At 71.2% G+C, this 16,934-nt stretch carries 17 protein-coding genes; 10 read left to right on the top strand and 7 right to left on the bottom strand.

Annotated features, from left to right (window positions below):
- Positions 1-76 precede the first annotated feature (76 nt).
- Positions 77-2,308: an ATP-binding protein gene (locus Q0C38_RS19260; protein WP_291298750.1), complete on the bottom strand. Its 2,232-nt coding sequence runs from the start codon at positions 2,306-2,308 to the stop codon at positions 77-79.
- Positions 2,309-2,576: 268 nt separating this feature from the next.
- Between Q0C38_RS19260 and Q0C38_RS19255 the strand changes: the two genes are divergently transcribed.
- From Q0C38_RS19255 to Q0C38_RS19230, 6 genes are all read left to right on the top strand, one after another.
- Positions 2,577-3,365, top strand: coding sequence for a (Fe-S)-binding protein (locus Q0C38_RS19255; protein WP_291298749.1), 789 nt, complete (start codon positions 2,577-2,579; stop codon positions 3,363-3,365).
- A gap of 10 nt (positions 3,366-3,375) precedes the next feature.
- Positions 3,376-4,803, top strand: coding sequence for a lactate utilization protein B (locus Q0C38_RS19250; protein ID WP_291298748.1), 1,428 nt, complete (start codon positions 3,376-3,378; stop codon positions 4,801-4,803).
- Positions 4,803-5,525: a lactate utilization protein gene (locus tag Q0C38_RS19245; RefSeq protein ID WP_291298747.1), complete on the top strand. Its 723-nt coding sequence runs from the start codon at positions 4,803-4,805 to the stop codon at positions 5,523-5,525. Before Q0C38_RS19250 ends, Q0C38_RS19245 begins: the two co-directional genes overlap by 1 nt.
- A gap of 199 nt (positions 5,526-5,724) precedes the next feature.
- A complete protein-coding gene (locus Q0C38_RS19240; protein WP_291298746.1) occupies positions 5,725-6,183 on the top strand; it encodes a Smr/MutS family protein in 459 nt (152 codons plus the stop codon).
- Between the two features lie 44 nt (positions 6,184-6,227).
- Positions 6,228-7,094 carry a YihY/virulence factor BrkB family protein gene (locus tag Q0C38_RS19235; RefSeq protein WP_291298745.1) on the top strand — a complete coding sequence of 289 codons (867 nt, stop codon included), beginning with the start codon at positions 6,228-6,230 and terminating at the stop codon, positions 7,092-7,094.
- Entirely contained in the window at positions 7,091-7,480 is a 390-nt protein-coding gene (locus tag Q0C38_RS19230) for a helix-turn-helix transcriptional regulator (RefSeq protein WP_291298744.1), read from the top strand. Before Q0C38_RS19235 ends, Q0C38_RS19230 begins: the two co-directional genes overlap by 4 nt.
- Here the strand turns inward: Q0C38_RS19230 and Q0C38_RS19225 are convergent.
- The gene (locus Q0C38_RS19225; RefSeq protein ID WP_291298743.1) at positions 7,477-8,667 is read right to left on the bottom strand and encodes a murein transglycosylase A; all 1,191 of its coding nucleotides are present in this window, start codon (positions 8,665-8,667) and stop codon (positions 7,477-7,479) included. The two genes, Q0C38_RS19230 and Q0C38_RS19225, sit on opposite strands and share 4 nt — an antisense overlap.
- Positions 8,668-8,770: 103 nt before the next feature.
- Entirely contained in the window at positions 8,771-9,448 is a 678-nt protein-coding gene (locus Q0C38_RS19220) for a Tim44/TimA family putative adaptor protein (protein ID WP_291298742.1), read from the bottom strand.
- Positions 9,449-9,603: 155 nt separating this feature from the next.
- Here Q0C38_RS19220 and Q0C38_RS19215 point away from each other — a divergent pair, with 155 nt between their 5' ends.
- Positions 9,604-10,161 carry a histidine phosphatase family protein gene (locus tag Q0C38_RS19215; protein ID WP_291298741.1) on the top strand — a complete coding sequence of 186 codons (558 nt, stop codon included), beginning with the start codon at positions 9,604-9,606 and terminating at the stop codon, positions 10,159-10,161.
- Between the two features lie 10 nt (positions 10,162-10,171).
- On the opposite strand, the gene Q0C38_RS19210 is transcribed toward Q0C38_RS19215, so the two are convergent.
- Positions 10,172-11,641 (bottom strand): winged helix-turn-helix domain-containing protein, encoded by a 1,470-nt coding sequence (locus tag Q0C38_RS19210; RefSeq protein WP_291298740.1) that lies wholly within the window; start codon positions 11,639-11,641, stop codon positions 10,172-10,174.
- A 266-nt stretch (positions 11,642-11,907) separates the two neighbouring features.
- Between Q0C38_RS19210 and Q0C38_RS19205 the strand changes: the two genes are divergently transcribed.
- Positions 11,908-12,489 (top strand): PEP-CTERM sorting domain-containing protein, encoded by a 582-nt coding sequence (locus Q0C38_RS19205; protein WP_291298739.1) that lies wholly within the window; start codon positions 11,908-11,910, stop codon positions 12,487-12,489.
- 258 nt (positions 12,490-12,747) lie between these two features.
- The gene (locus Q0C38_RS19200) at positions 12,748-13,329 is read left to right on the top strand and encodes a PEP-CTERM sorting domain-containing protein (RefSeq protein WP_291298738.1); all 582 of its coding nucleotides are present in this window, start codon (positions 12,748-12,750) and stop codon (positions 13,327-13,329) included.
- A gap of 71 nt (positions 13,330-13,400) precedes the next feature.
- Here the strand turns inward: Q0C38_RS19200 and Q0C38_RS19195 are convergent, their stop codons facing one another.
- Genes Q0C38_RS19195 through Q0C38_RS19185 form a run of 3 tightly spaced genes read right to left on the bottom strand, consistent with a single transcriptional unit; the run spans position 13,401 to position 16,203 of the window.
- Entirely contained in the window at positions 13,401-14,432 is a 1,032-nt protein-coding gene (locus Q0C38_RS19195; protein WP_291298737.1) for a TRAP transporter substrate-binding protein, read from the bottom strand.
- A complete protein-coding gene (locus Q0C38_RS19190; RefSeq protein ID WP_291298736.1) occupies positions 14,432-15,178 on the bottom strand; it encodes a fumarylacetoacetate hydrolase family protein in 747 nt (248 codons plus the stop codon). Before Q0C38_RS19190 ends, Q0C38_RS19195 begins: the two co-directional genes overlap by 1 nt.
- Positions 15,179-15,210: 32 nt before the next feature.
- A complete protein-coding gene (locus Q0C38_RS19185; protein ID WP_291298735.1) occupies positions 15,211-16,203 on the bottom strand; it encodes a tripartite tricarboxylate transporter substrate binding protein in 993 nt (330 codons plus the stop codon).
- A 159-nt stretch (positions 16,204-16,362) separates the two neighbouring features.
- Between Q0C38_RS19185 and Q0C38_RS19180 the strand changes: the two genes are divergently transcribed.
- The coding region (locus tag Q0C38_RS19180) for a FadR/GntR family transcriptional regulator (protein ID WP_291298734.1) at positions 16,363-16,934 on the top strand (572 nt) is incomplete at its 3' end.

The following is a 16,934-nucleotide window of genomic DNA, read 5'->3' as shown; positions in this document are numbered from 1 at the left end:
CTTGGGCAAGGCTTGGCAGGTGATGGAGCGTTGACCACCATTCCTGCGTAGGTAGGAATACTAAATCACTTTCCCCTTATAGGCGAAAGTTTGTCGAGGAATACACGTTTACATCAATTCCGGTCATGTCGCACCCGCAGACTTCCCCTACCGGATGAGCATGCTGTGCCTGCACACGTGGCGGGGACCCTGCCCCGATGGCGGCCGGCAGCACGAAGCGGACGGTCGTGCCGCGCCCTGGCGCGCTCTCGATCGCGATCTCGCCGCGTGACTGGGCGACGAAGCCATAGGCCTGGCTGAGGCCGAGCCCGGTGCCCTGGCCTGCCGGCTTGGTGGTGAAGAATGGCTCGAAGGCCCGCGCGGCGACCTCTGGCGTCATGCCGACGCCCTCGTCCTGCACCGCGAACGCCACCCGGCCCGGCTGCTCCTGGCTGACGGTGATGGCGAGCCTGCCGGCGCCGTCCATCGCTTCGCGGGCATTGCTGGCGAGGTTGAGCAGCGCGGTGCGCAGTTGCGTCGGGTCGGCGTGGACCGGGGGGGTACCGGGGGCGACCGTGCAGTCGATCGCGATGCGGGGGCCGAGCACGCGCGCGAGCATCGGCTGCAGCCCGGCGAGCAGTTCTGCCGGGTCGACGGACGCGGGTTGCAGCCGCTGCCGGCCGGCGAAGGCGAGCAGCTGCGCGGTCAGCCGTGCTGCCGTCTCTGCCGCTCGTATCGCCGGGTCGACCGCCGCCGCGGCGACGCTGCCAGGAAGTGCTGTGTCGGCGATCCGCTCGAGATTCAGCAGCACCACGGTGAGCAGGTTGTTGAAGTCATGCGCCACCCCGCCGGTGAGATGGCCGAGCGCCGTCATCTGCTGCGCCTTGGCGAGCGCGTGTTCGGCCGCGCGGCGCTCGGTGACATCCTGGCAGGCGGCGACGATCGCACCCTCGTCGCGCCCCGCCTCGCTCCCGGCCTCTCGCCGCGCCCGCGCCCAGACCTGGCGGATGGAACCGTCGCCGATGCGCACGGCGAATTCGAGGTCGGCCGCCTCGCCGGTGCGGCGGACGGCGGCGAACGCGTCGAGCGTTCCGCCGCGCGTCTCCGGTGTCAGCATCGCGGCGAATCGCGCGGCTGACAGAAGCCGCGTGCCTTGCGGCAGCGCCCATTGCACGACGAGCTCTGGCGACGGCTCGACCACCTCCGACGAGGGCGGCAGGCGAAGCGCGCCGATCCTGGCGATGCGCAGCACCTCGGCCAGCTCCTCCTCGCGCCGCGCCAGCGCGGCCTGTGCGAGCGTCAGCGCCGTCACGTCGTGCAGCACGCCGACGGAGGCGCCGTTGCCGAGGCGCCGGGTGCGCGAATGCACCCAGCGCACGGCGCCGTCAGCGCGGACGATGCGGAGGGTTGCGTGGTGGTCGGAGGGCTTCTCGCCGCGCGCATCGGCCGCATCGGCGGCGGCACGGGCGGCGCGCAGCGCAGGGCGGTCCTCGGGGTGCTGCACCACGTCGGCCCACATCCCCGGGCGGGTTTCGAGGAAGGGCCTGTCATACCCCGTCAGCCGCTGCACGCTGTCACCGAAGAAGCGCGTGATGCCGCCGGGCGTCGGGCGGAACCAGATGGCGACGTCGAGCGCATCGGCGACCAGCGCGGCGCGCGCCTCCGAGAGGCTGAGCGCCGCGTCGGACGCCAGCGCCCTGGCCCTCGCCCGCGCCGCCGCCGTGCCATAGGCGCCGGCGACGAGCAGCATGATCACGAGCGCGCCGATCACCGCCCTGATCCCGCGCGTCCAGGGCAGCAGCACGACCGCGGTCTCGCGCGAGGCGACGACGAGGAGGCCGTGGTCAGGCAGCAGGCGCCAGGCGAGCAGGCGCGCCGGCATGGCCCCGCCAGCCTCGGCGGCGATGATGCCGGTGACGCCGTAGGCATCCGGCAGCCCATAGGCCTCCGGGTCCGGCACCGGGGCAGCGGGCAGGCGGGCGAGCAGGGTGCCATCCTCGGCGAAGAGGGCGATCGCGCCGCCCTGGCCGAGATCGAGCCCGGGGAGGAGGTCGCCGAAGCTCTCGGCTGCAAGACCATCCCTGCCGCGGCCGACGAGCCTCACCGCCACGGTCTCGGCTGCCAGCGCCACCTGGATCTCGAGAGTGTGGCGGGCCGCCTCGACCACGTGGGCGCGAAGCGCAAGACCTCCCATGGCGAGCGCGACGACGACGGCGAGCACAGCGACCAGGAGGGTCGGGTTGAGCGCCGCCCGTGACGCCTTGGAGAGAAGGGCACGGCCGGGCGGGAGCCTGGCGGAGAGCGTGGCCCAGTGTGGCCGGGGTGGCATCGTCCGTGTCCCGTTTTCTCTCGTGGGTGCGTTGCTGGCGAGACGCGTGGCACAGTCGGAGTGTGTCTTTATTCCTAACATAATGTGACGGAATTCCGCAAGCCCGACGGTCCTCCGCTCGCGCTGGCGTGACCGCGCCCGCGCCGCCCGTCGCGGCCGATCGTGCCGCGGCACCGGCGGTGCATGCGGTGCCGTGCCACGGCACCGGCGGGGCATGCGGTGCAGAGAGGCGTTTCCGGCCCAGCGGAAACCCTTCTAGAATGCGCGCATGCGACACACCCCCCCGCGCGTTGCCCTATTCGCCACCTGCCTGGTCGATCTCTATCGGCCGACCGTGGGCTTTGCCGCCATCAAGCTGCTGAAGGAGGCAGGCTGCACCGTCGTCGTGCCGGAGGGGCAGACCTGCTGCGGCCAGCCCGCCTACAACAGCGGCGACAAGGCAGACGCGCAGGACATCGCGCGGTCGGTCATCGCGCTGCTGGAGCCGTATGACTATGTCGTCGTGCCCTCCGGGTCCTGTGGCGGCATGATCCGCGAGCAGTACGCCGCGCTGTTCGCCGCCGACCCGGAGTGGAAGCTCAGGGCCGAGCGCCTCGGCGCGCGCACCTTCGAGCTCGTGAGCTTCCTCGTCGACGTGATGGGCATGACGGGGGTGGAAGCACGCTACGAGGGGATGGCGACATACCACGACAGCTGCTCGGGCCTGCGCGAGCTCGGCATCAAGGGCCAGCCGCGGGCGCTGCTGGCCACTGTCGCTGGCCTGACGCTGGCCGAGATGGAGGATGCCGAGGTGTGCTGCGGCTTCGGCGGCACGTTCTGCGTGAAGTACCCCGACATTTCCGTGCGCATGGTGTCGGACAAGGTCGAGCGCATCCGCGCGACGGGGGCCGATACGCTGCTGGCCGGTGACCTCGGCTGCCTGCTGAACATGGCCGGGCGCTTGCAGCGGCTCGGACACACAGTCCGTGTCCGGCACGTGGCCGAGGTGCTCGCCGGCATGACCGATGCCGTGCCGCCGATCGGCGAAGGCCAGGCGCGGCAGGGTGGGGCGAGATAGGGGCGAAACGATGCTGACGACATCTCCTGCCTTCAAGCAGAACGCCACCACGGCACTCGCCGACGCAGGCCTGCAGAAGGCGCTCGCCAACGCCAAGGCGGGCTTCATGCAGAAGCGCGCCCGCGCCGTCGCCGCCCTGCCCGAGTTCGAGGCGCTGCGCGACCTTGGCCGCGACATCAAGAACCACACGATCGCCCATCTCGATTTCTACCTCGACACCTACGCACGGAATGTCGAGGCGGAAGGCGGCAAGGTGCACTGGTGCGAGACGGCCGATGACGCGCGCCGCGCCGTCGTCGAGATCTGCCGCTCGGTCGGTGCGCGCACCGTCACCAAGGGCAAGTCGATGATCGGCGAGGAGCTCGGCATCAACGAGCACCTGGAAGCCGCGGGCATCGAGCCGATCGAGACCGATCTCGGCGAATACATCATCCAGCTGCGGAAGGAACCGCCGAGCCACATCATCGCGCCCGCCTTCCACCTCAACCGCGAGGACTGGATCGAGGCGTTCCGCGAGAAGCATACCGAGCTTGCCCCGGGCCGCGTGCTCGATGAGCGCAAGACGCTGATCGACGAGGCGCGCACCATCCTGCGCTCGCGCTTCCTTGCCGCCGATGTCGGCATCACCGGGGCCAACATGCTGATCGCCGAGACGGGAAGTTCCGTCATCGTCACGAACGAGGGCAACGGCGACCTGACGCAGACGCTGCCCAAAGTGCACATCGTGCTGGCCTCGATCGAGAAGGTGGTGCCGACGCTCGAGGATGCCTGCACCATCCTCCGCCTGCTCGCCCGCTCCGCCACCGGCCAGGATTTCTCGACCTACACGACGTTCAGCACCGGCCCGCGGCGCGCACCCGATCTCGATGGCCCCGCCGAGTACCATGTCATCCTGCTCGACAACGGGCGGACGAGCATGATCGGCACCGAGTTCCAGGAGATGCTCCGCTGCATCCGCTGTGCCGCGTGCATGAACCACTGCCCGGTCTATGGCGCGGTCGGCGGGCATGCCTATGGCTGGGTGTATCCGGGGCCGATGGGATCGGTGCTGACGCCCTCGCTCATTGGCGTCGACAAGGCAGGGCACCTGCCGAACGCGTCCACCTTCTGCGGCAAGTGCGAAAGCGTCTGCCCGATGAAGATCCCACTGCCCAAGATGATGCGGCACTGGCGCGAGCGTGAGTTCGAACGCCACCTCTCGCCCTCGGCCGCGCGCTTCGGCCTCGGCGTCTGGGCCTGGTTCGCGCGCAGGCCCTGGGCGTATCGCCTCGCGACGCGGATCGGGGCCGGAACGCTCGGGTTCGCGGGGCGGAAGCGCGGGCGGTTCGGCTCGCTGCCGCTTGCCGGCGGCTGGACGGGCGGGCGCGACATGCCGGCACCCGAAGGCGAAACGTTCCAGGCGCGTTACGCGCGGCTCAGGAAGCAGGGCCTGGTCTGATGGCGGCCCTCGAACAGGATGCGCGCGGCCGCATGCTCGGCCGCATCCGCCGCGGCCTCAGGCGCGGCGAACTGCCAGAAAGCGTCGCCTCCGGGCTGGTCGAGCGGCTGAAGGCGCACCCGCGAAACCTCATCCCTGCGCGGTCGAAGCTGCCGCGGGCGGAGCAGGTGGCGCTGTGGAAGGCGAACATCGAGAAGGAGTACGGCACGGTCGCGCTCGCCGCATCCGAGGCCGAGATCCCGGGCCTCGTCGCTGACTATCTGGCCAGCCAGAACATTCCGGCCGTGGTTCGTCTCGCACCTGATCCGTCCATCACGTCGCTGCCCTGGCATGACCGCCCGCTGCTGTCGGTCGCCGCAGGGCGGGCGGAGGGAACCGACGTCGTCTCCGTGACCCCCTGCTTCGCCGCGGTGGCAGAGACGGGAACGATGTTCTTCCCGTCAGGTCCACACCACCCGACGACGCTGAACATCGTGCCCGAGACGCAGGTCGTCGTGCTGCGGCAGAGCCGCATCGTCGGCGCCTACGAGGAAGCCTGGGACATGCTGCGCCGCGAGCACGGCACGGTTGGCGACGGGCCGACCGGCACGCGCTTCATGCCGCGCAACGTGATGCTCGTGACGGGCCCGAGCCGCACCGCCGACATCGAGCAGACGATCGAGCTTGGCGCGCATGGTCCGCGCCGGGTTCATGTCATCCTCCTCCAGGATGAACAGCCATGAACCCCACGCGGACCATCTTCATAAAGCCTGCCGCTCCGCGGCATGGTCCGCGCCGGGTTCACGTCATCCTCCTCCAGGATGAACCATCCTGAACGCTGCGCGCCCGCCGCGCGGGCGCGTCCCGCCAGCCCGGCGCCGCCGGGCCCTGACGGCGGAGGAAGCGCAGCTCTGGAACGGTTTCGTCACCGCAACGGGCATCGTGCCGCTGCGCCCGTCCGATGTCGCGGCCACCCCACCCATATCCGAGCCGGCACTCACCACGGCGCAGGCAGCGCCATCGCCGCCGCCGCCACCGCAACGCCCCGTGCACCCAGGCGAACTCGCCATCGGCACCGCGCCTGGCGGGCTCGACCGGAAGCGGTGGGACGCACTCCGCCGCGGTCGCCTTGCCCCCGAACGCACCCTCGACCTGCACGGGCGGCGGGCGGAGGAGGCGCATCGAGCCGTCATTGCCTTCATCGCCACCTGCCACATCCAGGGCGTGCGCTGTGCCGCCATCGTCACGGGCAAGGGCACGGGCGAGACGGGTGGCGTGCTGAGGCGTGAATTGCCGCACTGGCTCAATGCACCGTCATTGCGGCAGATGATCCTTGCCCTCGCGCACCCGCACAGCGCGAATACGGGGGCGGTGCACGTGCTGCTGCGGCGGAAGAAGTAGCGATCCGGGGGGATCCCCGGGCCCCCTGCGGAGTTGGGGAAGAGATGCGCATCACGGCGGGGCTTTGGCAGGCGCTGCGGCTCGGGCTCACCTCCCCGCGGCTTTCTCTCGGCGCGGCAGGCTGCGCGTTCTACGCGATGCTCGCGTTGTTCCCGTCGCTGTCGCTGCTCGTCACCATCTACGGCTCGCTGCTGGACCCGACGACGGTCGAGCCGCAACTCGCCACGCTCGCACGGCTGCTGCCGGTGGATGCCTACGCGCTGATCGCGGCACGGCTGGTGACGCTGGCCGAGGCACCGCGCCCCGTGCTCGGCATCGATTCCGCCATCACCTTCGCGATCGCTGCCTGGAGCGGCAGCGCGGGCATCGGCGCGATGCTCTCGGCGTTGACGCTGCTGCGCGGCAGGCAGGACACGCGGAGCCTGATCGGCTTCTACGCAACGGCGCTCGGCATGACGATCGTGGTCGTGATCGCGGGTGCCGCGGCCATCGCCGGCCTTGTCGCGCTGCTGCCCGTGTTCGCGCTGCTCGGCGTGCCGGAGAGCCAGGTCGTGGTGCTGCGCAGTGGCGCCGTGATTCCCGCCCTCGTCCTCGTCTGCGCGGCCACGGCGGCGCTCTACCGTTTCGGCCCCGCCGGCCCGCGCGCGCCGTGGCGGTCTGTCCTGCCCGGCGCCGTGCTGTCGACGCTGATGTGGGCCGTGGTGTCGGTGCTGTTCTCGCTCTATGTCGGCCGCTGGGCCAATTACGACCGCATCTATGGGTCCCTCGGCGCCGCGATGGCGCTGCTCATGTGGTTCTTCCTCGGCACCTACGCCGTCCTCCTCGGCATGCAGTGGACCGTGATCCGTGACGACCATGCCTCGCGCGGCGGAGAGGACGGCCACCCGGATGCCAGCGGGAACGAGCGGTGACCCCCTTCGGGCAACGCCTGCGTGCCCTGCGCGCCAGCCGCGACATGACGCAGGCTGCGATGGCGGAGGCGTTGCAGGTCTCCGCGGCCTATCTCTCCGCGCTCGAGCATGGCCGGCGCGGCCGCCCGACGACGGGGCTGATCCACCAGATCTGCGATCTGTTCGGCCTGATCTGGGACGATGCCGAGGCGCTGGCCCAACTCGCCCGCCTCTCGCATCCCCGCGTGGTGGTCGACACCGCGGGGCTGGATGCGGCGCGGACGGAGCTGGCGAACAGGCTGGCGCGCGACATCCATCGCCTGCCGGACGAGACGGTGCGCACGATGATCGCCGCCCTCGATGCCGCGACGCCGCGGCGCCGGGTTCGGGTCCGCGCGAAAAGCTAAAGCGAGGCCGGCAGCAAAAGCCACCATGCGCCGCGTGAGCGCATCCGCCCCGCCGGCTCGCCCGCAGCGTCGCCCGTTCCCCAGAACACGTCGCCGCGCACGGGGCCGCGGATCGCGCCGCCGATATCCTGCGCCATCAACATGCGTCGCCACGGCGCGTTCGTCGTCGGGTGGGTGATGTCGACGAACACGGGGACGCCGAGCGGAATGTGCGTCCGGTCCACCGCGATCGACCGTTCCGCCGTCAGCGGCACGCCGAACGCGCCGGGCGGGCCTTCCTCGGGGCGAAGGCCCTGGATCTCGCGGAAGAAGATGTAGGAGGGGTTCTGGTCCATCACCCCACGCGCCTCGGTCGGGTTGGCGGCGAGCCAGGCGCGGATCGACTGCATCGACACCTGGTCCTGCGTCATCACGCCACGGTCGACCAGAACGCGGCCGATCGGCACATAGGTGTGGCCGTTCTGCGCCGCGAACCCGACGCGCGCGACACCGCCCTCGGCGAGCCTGACGCGGCCGCTGCCCTGGATGTGCAGGAAGAAGGCATCGACCGGATCGTCGACCCAGAGCAGCTCGAGGCGGCGGCCGTCGAGCGCGCCACGGTCGATCTGCGCGCGGGTGGCATAGGGAACGAGGCGGCCCTGCTCGACCCGCCCGGCGGTGCGGCGGCCGCGCAGGTCATCGGAGAACTCGCCGAGTTCGACCTGGACCAGGTCCGTCGGGCGCGACAGAAGCGGCGTCGCGCCCGGGCGGCGGCGGCGGGTGCCGGAGAGCTCAGGCTCGTAGTAGCCGGTGAAGAGGCCGAACGGGTCGGGCCGCTCACCCGCGACGTTGGTGGCGAGCCAGGGGCGGAAGCGCGCCTCGAAGAACTGCCGCGCCGCGGCATCGTCGCCCCGCGGCAGGGTTGCTGCCTCGGCGCAGAGGGGAAGCCAATCCGAGACGCGGCCTGCGCGCGGGGCCGCGGCCTCGCCCCCGCCGAGCGGGCGATCGGGTGGCAGGGCGGCGAGACGCCGGCAGGTTTCGGAGAAGGCGGGCAGCGCCTCGGCGTGCCGCTCCTGCGCCCAACCGGGCAGGACGGCGAAGCTCGCGGGGCTCAGCGCCAGCTTGTCGGGCGGCGCCGCGGGTTGCGGCACCGGCACGGCGACACAGCCGGCAGCGAGGAAGCCGGCAGCCAACAGCGAGAATCGCACGATGCTGCGCCGCCGTTCCGCCAGCCAGGGTTGCAGCCCCTGTCGCACGCGTGATGCGGAACGGCCTGGGTGCGGACCTACGCCCGCCACGACCACGCCATCCCTACTCCGACCGCGTACCGACGAGCAGCCAGGTCGGGTCGGCGGCGGCGAGATCGCGCACGAACGACCAGATGTCGATCGTCTCCGTCACCGCCTCGGAGCCAGCGACGAGAATGCCGTTCTGCCCCGTGGTGATGTTGATCTGGTCGGTCACGAAGCGCACCCCGATCGTGGCGAAGGTGCCGCGCAGGTCGGCTTCCAGGAGGGTGCTTTCGCGGAAGGTGACGACCTCGGTGCGCTGCGTCTCGCCGGCCTGTTCACGCGCCGTCACGGCGGCTTCGAAATCGGCGTAGACGTCCGGCGCGAGGAGGCCCTTCAGCGTCTCGCGGTCGCCCGACGCGAACGAGGTGACGATCATCCGGAAGGCACCCTCGGCGCCATCGAGGAACGCTGCCGGGTCGAACCCGGGGTCGACCTGCACGATGCGGGAGAGCGCCTGGCCGGCCGGGCTCGCCGGCGTGGGCAGCGCGCGCGAGGGCGCCGGAAGGGCGCGGCCATCGGGTGCGTCCTCGGCCGTCGTGTCGATCGTACGCTGGGCCTCGCCCGGTGCCGGCTGGTCGAGCGGCGCTGGCGGCCGTTCATAGCCCGTGCGACGCCCGAGGATGCCGCGCAGGCGCAGCACCAGGAAGGCCGCGACCATGGCAAAGAGGATCAGGTCAACTGGAAAACCACCGGTCATCCTCAAGACATAGGGGAGGGGCGGGGAGGGCACAAGGATAAGCTGTGCGGCGCGTGGCCTTGCTGCATGACCCGTTGCCCCAGAACCCCTTGTCCCAGAACCCCTTCACGCCGGGCCCCTTGCCTCGACACCACGGCTTCGCTAGTTCCCTTGGCATGATCCTGCTCCGCCACGGCCAGTCCGAATTCAACGCCGCCTTCTCCGTCACCCGCGTCGATCCGGGCATCGCCGATCCGCGCATCACCGACCTCGGCCGCACCCAGGCCGAGGCCGCCGCCGAGGCGCTGGCCGGCGAGCGCATCGCGCGGATCATCGTCTCGCCCTTCACCCGCGCGCTGCAGACGGCCGCGATCGTGGCCGGGCGGCTCGACGTGCCGGTCGTGGTGAACCCGATCGTGCGTGAGCGCTGCGCCTTCCATTGCGATATCGGCACGCCCGCCTCGTCGCTGGCCCGCGCGTGGCCCGACCTCGACTTCTCCCATGTCGACGAGCAGTGGTGGCCGACGCTGGAGGAAAGCGAGGCGGAGACCGAGGCGCGCGCGGCCGCCTTCCGCGCCGAGATGTCGGCGCTGCCCGACTGGAACGACACGCTCGTCGTCACCCACTGGGGGTTCATCCTCTGCATGACGGGCGAGCGCGTGCAGAACTGCGAATGGCGCCGCTGCGACCCGACGACGCCCGGCCCCGCCGAGATCCCCTGGCTGAGGGCGTGATCCCGCCGGCCTAGCCGGGGAAACCGGCGGCGCGGAGGCCGTCGAGGTAGCGGGCCCTCAATTCGCCCGACAGGGCGGAGCGGGCCGCCACCTCGCCGAGCCGTTCGCCGGGCAGGAGCGCGCTTGCCGTCCGCGCGACCACCGCTGCCTCCTCCGGCCGCCCTGCGTGCCAGAGCGATGATGCGCGCAGCAGGTGGCCGGGACCGTAGCCTGGCCTGAGGCTCGTGGCGCGGCCGAGCCAGTCGGCGGCAACCGCATGGTCGCCGCCGACGAAGCAGGCAACACCCATGATGGCGAAGAAGTCATGCAGGAACGGATCGGTCGGGCTCAGCGCCATTGCCCGCCCGACACGCGCGATCGCCTCACGCCACGCCCCTGCGTAGAGCGAGACCCAGGCTGCGTGGTGCAGCACCGTCGGCGAGTTCGGCGCCAGCGCGAGCGCACGGTCGGCCTCCGCCTGCGCCGCCGCCACATCACGCCCGGCGAAGGCGAGGACGTAGGCAGCCGAGGCGAGCGCCGGCGGGTCCGCGTCGCTGCCACGGCCGGTCGCCGCGCGGGCGAGTTGCACCGCCTCGGCCACGTCGTCGTCTCCCGACCAGCGCTGGGCGATGCGGCGGGCAATGGCCCCGGCCAGCGCCCCCCTGGCGGGGGCGAAACCGGGGTCGGCGATGATGGCACGGCGCAGCATCGCCACCGCGTCGCGGGTATTGTCGTCGGTGTCGAACTGGCAGAGCGGCTGCGCACGGAGATACAGGTCGTAGGCGCCGCAGGCATCGTCAGGGAGGGCCACGGCACGCTCGATCTCCACCTGCCGCAGCGCCGGCTCGAGCGCGCCGGCGAGGTCCGCCGCGATGCCGTCGAGAACGCCGTAGCCACCGCCACGCCCCTGGTCGGGGCGATCGAAGCGCCTGGCCCAGACCTGGCGGCCCGAGGCGGCCTCGAGCAGCCGCGCCGCGAGCCGCACCACCCCGCCCTCGCGCCGGAGGCTCGCGGCGAGCAGGTAGCGTGCCTGCTGCGCCGCCGCGGCATCTAGCACCGTCACCCAGCGATGCTGGCCGATCGCGGCGGCGACCTCCTCGCCCAGCGCCTGCGCCGGCTCGGCGAGGCGGGCGGGGGCCTCGACGGCGAGCACCGCCAGCGCCGGCTGCCAGCGCGCGGGCGCCTGCGGCCGCGCATCCTGCAGCACGACCAGGCGATAGCCGCGCCCCTGGTCGGTGCGGATCGACACGCCGGCATCGGCGCCGAGGGCGCGACGCAGGCCGGCCACCTGGGCCTGGAGGGTATTGTCCCCCACCAGCGTTCCGGGCCAGCCGCGGCGCATCAGCGTCTGCTTCGGAACGAGGGCGCCTTCGGCCTCGGCCAGCGCGAGCAGGAGCTCGAAGCCGCGGCCGCCGACGCGCACCTCCTCCCCCTCATTGAACACTTGGCGCGCCACCGGCAACACCCTGAGCCGGCCGATCCTGCGCTCGGGCCCGATCATTCCGATTTCATCCCAACCCCCACGGAGTTCGGAAGGTTTCACAGAAATTCAGGCCGGCGCCAGGGATTTTTCAGGTTGCTTCCGCGCCGCCTGCGAGGAGATGTGGCAGCGCCACGCGGCGGGAGAGCCGCCGCGCGGCTTCGCCGTGGCACCGCCCTGACCCGCGCTGCGGAACCTCAGAAATATTCAGGTTCTTTCAGGTTGGCACGGGGGATTTTTCAGGTCGCGCATTGCATTCTGCCGGCACACGATCAAGGACCCCTGTCATGCGCACGATGTTCGCCCTGCCACTTGCGGCCGCCACGCTGGCCGCCATCCTCGCCGGCCCCGCCGCCGCCGCGGCGATCACCTTCGTCGAGGGCGTCGACGGCGCACTGGACAACGGCAACATCGGCACGCTGGACATCGGGGCCAACACCGTCACCGGCAGGCGAACCGACACGGCCTCCGACCGGTTCTTCGTGACCCTCCCTACCGCCCTGCGGCTGACCGACGTCTCGATCGCCGTCAGCAACCTCACGCGGTTCAGCACGAGCTTCATCCAGCCTTCGTTCGGCGGGTTGGATCTGAGCGGAGGGACCAGCGCTTCTGTCAGCTTCACCACCAACGGCACGTTCAACGTGTTCTCGGGCACCCTCGACGGTCAGACGGACATCCGGGCGTTTCTGATCAACGCGACCCGCGGGCAGGGGAACTTCGGTGCCAACTACGACTACACGATCACGTTCACCGTGATCGCGACGCCGCCGGTGGAACCGATCCCCGAGCCTGCCACGCTCGCGCTGTTCGGCCTCGGCCTCGCCGGCCTCGCCGCTGCGCGCCGCCGCAAGGGACCCGCCGCGGCCTGAGCAACCCCAGCCGCAGCGCCGTGCGGCTGGAGACGGCGAGGTGCGCGCGGCGTGCGGCCGCGGGCACGCCCCCGCCCGCTCCAGCATCCCGAAGTGATCGGAAGGATACGGGGGCGGTCGGCCCGCCGCTCAGGGTCGATCCTGAAACCGCATCCCGCCTGTCCCGCCTCAGATCATTTCAGAACTCTTCAGGAATCCTCCTGGGACTTTTCAGGTCGCGCCCGCCACTTTGACAGCACACGATCAAGGACCCCTGTCATGCGCACGACCCTCGCCATGCCGCTCGCGGCCGCCGCACTCGCCGCCGTTCTCGCCGGTCCCGCCGCTGCCGCGCCGCTCATCTACAACGAGAGCGTCGATGGCGCGATGGCGTTCGGCCAGGCGCTGGGCGACCTCGATGTCGGCACCAACACCGTTATCGGCCAACGGAGCTTCCTCGAGAGGTTCAGCGTCGTCCTGCCGGAGACGCTGCGGTTGACGAACATTTCCGTGACCGTGATCGACCTCTTCCTGCAACGACCGGATCCAGGCCTCTTCCAGTCGCAGGCTGTGCTCAGGGTGCGCGACGACGTGGTGGTGAATCAGATCAGTGGGCAGGCGACCGTCACCACGAACGGCACCTTCACCTTGTTCTCCGGCGCCTTCGACGGAGAGACGACGCTGATCATGGAACTGCTGGGCTTCACCCCAGGCTTAGGCAATACCGGCGTCAGCTACGGCTACACGGTCAACTTCAGCGTCGTCCAAGGGCCGCTGCCGGTGCCCGAGCCCTTCAGCCTCGCCCTGTTCGGCGCCGGCCTCGTCGGCCTCGTCGCGGCGCGACGCCGCAAGGTGTGCTGAAGCGGCTGCCTCGCGCGGGCTGTCGCCCGCTGCCGGCGGCGACCTGAGGACGGCGCGGCCCGAAGGCGGGCTCAGCCCAGCGGGCCTGTCGCTGCCTCGAGCGCGGCCCACGCCTCCTCGCCGAAGCGGGCGCGCCAGCGAGCATAGAACCCGTCTCGCGCCAGCGCGGCGCGGAAGGTCTCCGCGTCCGCCTGGTTCACGATCATGCCGCGGGCGGAGAGCTCATCCACCATCCTGTCGTTCAGCGCCTTGGTGTGCGCGCGCTGCGCCTCGGCCGCCGCGCGCGCGTGCCGCCGCACCACCGCCTGGATCGTCGGCGGCAGGCGCACCCAGAACGGCAGGTGGCCAATCAGGTTGAAGCCTGACCACATGTGTCCGGTGAGCGAGAGGAAGCGGCTCACCTCATAGAGCCGGTTCACCTGCATCACGACGAGCGCATTCTCCTGCACCGCCGCGCGGCCGGTGGCGAGCGCCTGGTAGAGCTCGCGGATGTTCACCGTGACCGGCTCGGCGGCCAGCGCGCGGACGAAGTCGCGGAACATCTCGCCATCGGGAACGCGCACGTTGCGGCCGGCGAGGTCGGCCGCCGCCGTCACCGGCCCGAAGCTCGCGCCGAAATGGCGGAACCCGTTCTCGAACGTCGCCTCCGGCAGCATCAGGATGCCCGAGCGCGCGCACGCCTCGGCGAGGTACCTGCCGAACGGCCCGTCCATCGCCGCGAACACGTGCGCATGGTCGCGGAAGGCGAAGGGCAGGCCCTGCATCTCCGTCACCGCCACGGCCTTGCCGAGGATGCCGCCCATGAGCGTGTGGAACTCGAGCCGCCCGTCCTGCACCATCCGCAGCGCCTCCGGGTCGGACCCCGGGATGTCGCCGCAGCGCGCGTGCACGGTGACGTCGAGCAGCCCGCCCGTGTCACGCCGCACGCCATCCCACAGCCGCACGAGGAAGCCGTGGATGTGACTCTCCTCCGGCTGGTTGTGGAACTGCTGGGCGCGAAAAAGCGGCGCCTCGCGCGGGCCTTCGCCCGCTGCCGGCGCGGGACCTGCCGCGGACGGCGTGGCGGGGGCCGCGCCGATGGGAACGCCCCCCGCCGCGCCCATCATTCCGCCGCCTTGGCAGCGCTCGCGGCCGGCGCGTAGGTCACCTTCACCTCGCCGATGCCGTCGATCCAGCCCTCGAGGACGTCGCCGGGGCCAACCGCCGCAACACCCGCCGGCGTGCCCGTCATGATGATGTCGCCCGGTGCCAGCGCCACGAGCCGCGAGAGATAGGCGATCGTTTCCTGCACGTTCCAGATCTGCTGCGCGAGGTCGCCCTGCTGGCGCACCTGGCCGTTCACCTTCAGGCCGATCGTCCCCTTCGCCGGGTGGCCGATCTTCGACGCTGGAACGAGAGTGCCCATCGGGCAGGACTGGTCGAAGCCCTTGCCCATCTCCCAGGGGCGCTGGAGCTTCTTGGCCTCGCCCTGCAGGTCGCGCCGCGTCATGTCGAGGCCGACGGCGTAGCCCCACACGTGGTTCAGCGCATCCGCCTCGGCGATGTTCACGCCACCCGTGCCGATCGCGACGACGAGCTCGATCTCGTGGTGCAGGTCCTTGGTCATCGGCGGATAGGCAATGGTGCTGCCCGACGGCACCAGCGTGTCGGCCGGCTTGGCGAAGAAGAACGGCGGCTCGCGGTTCGGGTCATGCCCCATTTCGCGCGCGTGGTCGGCGTAGTTGCGGCCGACGCACCAGATGCGGCGGACCGGAAAGAGGGCCGCCTCGCGCGCGCCAGGCGCGCTGCCGGCGGCGTCGGCAACCGGGATCGACGCCTGCGGCGGCTGCGGGATCACGTAGTTCACCATCGTCTCGTTCCTTTCTCGTGACGAAAACCGGGCTAGTCCGCCTTGATGTCGGCGGTGCGCACCACCTGCTGCCAGCGCGCGAAATCGGCCCGCATGGTGGCGGCAAGGGCTGCGTGGTCGAGCGGCCAGATCTGGTTGCCCGCCCGCGCCAGGCGATCCTCCACCCCCGGTGCGGCAAGCGCCTTGGCAGCCGAGGCGCGCAGGCGCGCGACGATGGCATCGGGTGTCCCCTTCGGCGCGAACAGCGCGATCCAGGAGGAGTAGTCGTAGCCCGCGACACCTTGCTCGGCGACGGTCGGGATATCGGGCATTGCCTTCGAGCGCTCGGGGCCGGCGAAGCCGATCAGCCGCACCTTGTTGCCGTCGAGGAACGGCAGCGCAAGCGTGTGCGCGATGAACATCACGTCGACATGGCCGGCGGCGAGGTCGGCCGCTGCCTGCGTGGCACCGCGATAGGGAACATGCGTCATGCGCACGCCGCTCATCGCCATGAACATCTCGGTCGCCAGGTGCTGCGGGCTGCCGGCCCCGCCCGAGGCATAGTTCGCCTCGCCGTTGCGGCTTCGCGCCCAGGCCAGGAACTCCGGCACGGTGCGCGCCGGCACGGCGGGGTTGACGCCGAGATAGGTCGGGATCGTCGCGATGCCGCTGACCGGGATGAAATCCGCAAAGGGGTCGAACCCGACGCGGCCCTGGCGGATCAGCGGCAGGATGGTGAGGATGGAGTTGTTCAGCGCCGCAAGCGTGTAGCCATCGGCCCGGGCGCGGGCGGCACGCTCGGCCCCGATCTGCCCGGCAGCACCCAGCACGTTCTCGACCGCGAAGCGCTGGCCGAGATCGGCCTCCATCACCTCGAGCAGGATGCGCGCCGCCGCATCGGAGGCGGAACCGGCCTGCAGCGGCAGGATCACGCCGACAGGCCGCGTCGGGTACCCCTCCTGCGCGCGGACAGGCAGACCGAGCGGGGCGGCGAGCATCGCGAAACCAAGGGTCCGGCGGAAAAGGCGAGGGGGACTGGGCTGCATCAACGAACCTCCCAAGCCGGCGCACGCTTCGTCGCGGCGTGCGTCTAAACCAAAGTCTGGATTGGTTCTAGGCCCCGCTCCGCATCACCGTCAAGCACGCTCCCCCTTCACGTCATATGTCTACGGGGTATAATGATTGGTGGGAGAGGCAGGGCAAGCATGCTGGACGGCACGACCAATCACGAGAATGGTTCCGACAGCGGCGACGACGCGACGATCCTCACGCTGCTCCAGGCCTATCTCGCCACCACCACGCTGCCGCCCGACGGGCGCCTCCCGCCCGAGCGCGAGCTGGCCGCCACGCTCGGCACCAGCCGCGCCGGCCTCCGCAAGGCGCTCGCCGCAATCGAGGCCGAGGGCCAGCTCTGGCGCCACGTCGGCAAGGGAACCTTCCTCGGGCCCCGCCCGATCGGGGTGATCGGCGACGTGGCGGCGCTGGCGGCCCGCCTGGGCCCCACGGCGGTGATGCAGGCGCGGCTCGTCCTCGAACCCGCCCTCGCCCGGCTTGCCGCCCTGAACGCCGGGGCGGCGCAGATCGCCGCGATCACCGCTCTCGCCGCCTCGTGCGAGCGCGCACCCACCTGGCGGCACTACGAGGGGCAGGATGCCGCGCTGCACCGCGCCATCGCCGAGGCTGCCGGCAACCCGCTGCTGCTGCACCTGTTCGACCAGGCCGCCGCCGTGCGCCGCGCCGTCACCTGGGCGCGGCAGCGCGGCCCCGGCGAGCGCCC

The organism is Elioraea sp. (assembly GCF_022842375.1).
Lineage (GTDB): Bacteria > Pseudomonadota > Alphaproteobacteria > Acetobacterales > Acetobacteraceae > Elioraea_A.
This window is presented reverse-complemented; position numbering and strand designations above follow the sequence as displayed.

Coding starts and splice junctions, on each gene's coding strand:
- Q0C38_RS19260 (WP_291298750.1), bottom strand. CDS start 2,308: ATGCCACCCCGGCCACACTGGGCCACGCTCTCCGCCAGGCTCCCGCCC.
- Q0C38_RS19255 (WP_291298749.1), top strand. CDS start 2,577: ATGCGACACACCCCCCCGCGCGTTGCCCTATTCGCCACCTGCCTGGTC.
- Q0C38_RS19250 (WP_291298748.1), top strand. CDS start 3,376: ATGCTGACGACATCTCCTGCCTTCAAGCAGAACGCCACCACGGCACTC.
- Q0C38_RS19245 (WP_291298747.1), top strand. CDS start 4,803: ATGGCGGCCCTCGAACAGGATGCGCGCGGCCGCATGCTCGGCCGCATC.
- Q0C38_RS19235 (WP_291298745.1), top strand. CDS start 6,228: ATGCGCATCACGGCGGGGCTTTGGCAGGCGCTGCGGCTCGGGCTCACC.
- Q0C38_RS19220 (WP_291298742.1), bottom strand. CDS start 9,448: ATGACCGGTGGTTTTCCAGTTGACCTGATCCTCTTTGCCATGGTCGCG.
- Q0C38_RS19215 (WP_291298741.1), top strand. CDS start 9,604: ATGATCCTGCTCCGCCACGGCCAGTCCGAATTCAACGCCGCCTTCTCC.
- Q0C38_RS19210 (WP_291298740.1), bottom strand. CDS start 11,641: ATGATCGGGCCCGAGCGCAGGATCGGCCGGCTCAGGGTGTTGCCGGTG.
- Q0C38_RS19205 (WP_291298739.1), top strand. CDS start 11,908: ATGCGCACGATGTTCGCCCTGCCACTTGCGGCCGCCACGCTGGCCGCC.
- Q0C38_RS19200 (WP_291298738.1), top strand. CDS start 12,748: ATGCGCACGACCCTCGCCATGCCGCTCGCGGCCGCCGCACTCGCCGCC.
- Q0C38_RS19195 (WP_291298737.1), bottom strand. CDS start 14,432: ATGGGCGCGGCGGGGGGCGTTCCCATCGGCGCGGCCCCCGCCACGCCG.
- Q0C38_RS19190 (WP_291298736.1), bottom strand. CDS start 15,178: ATGGTGAACTACGTGATCCCGCAGCCGCCGCAGGCGTCGATCCCGGTT.
- Q0C38_RS19185 (WP_291298735.1), bottom strand. CDS start 16,203: ATGCAGCCCAGTCCCCCTCGCCTTTTCCGCCGGACCCTTGGTTTCGCG.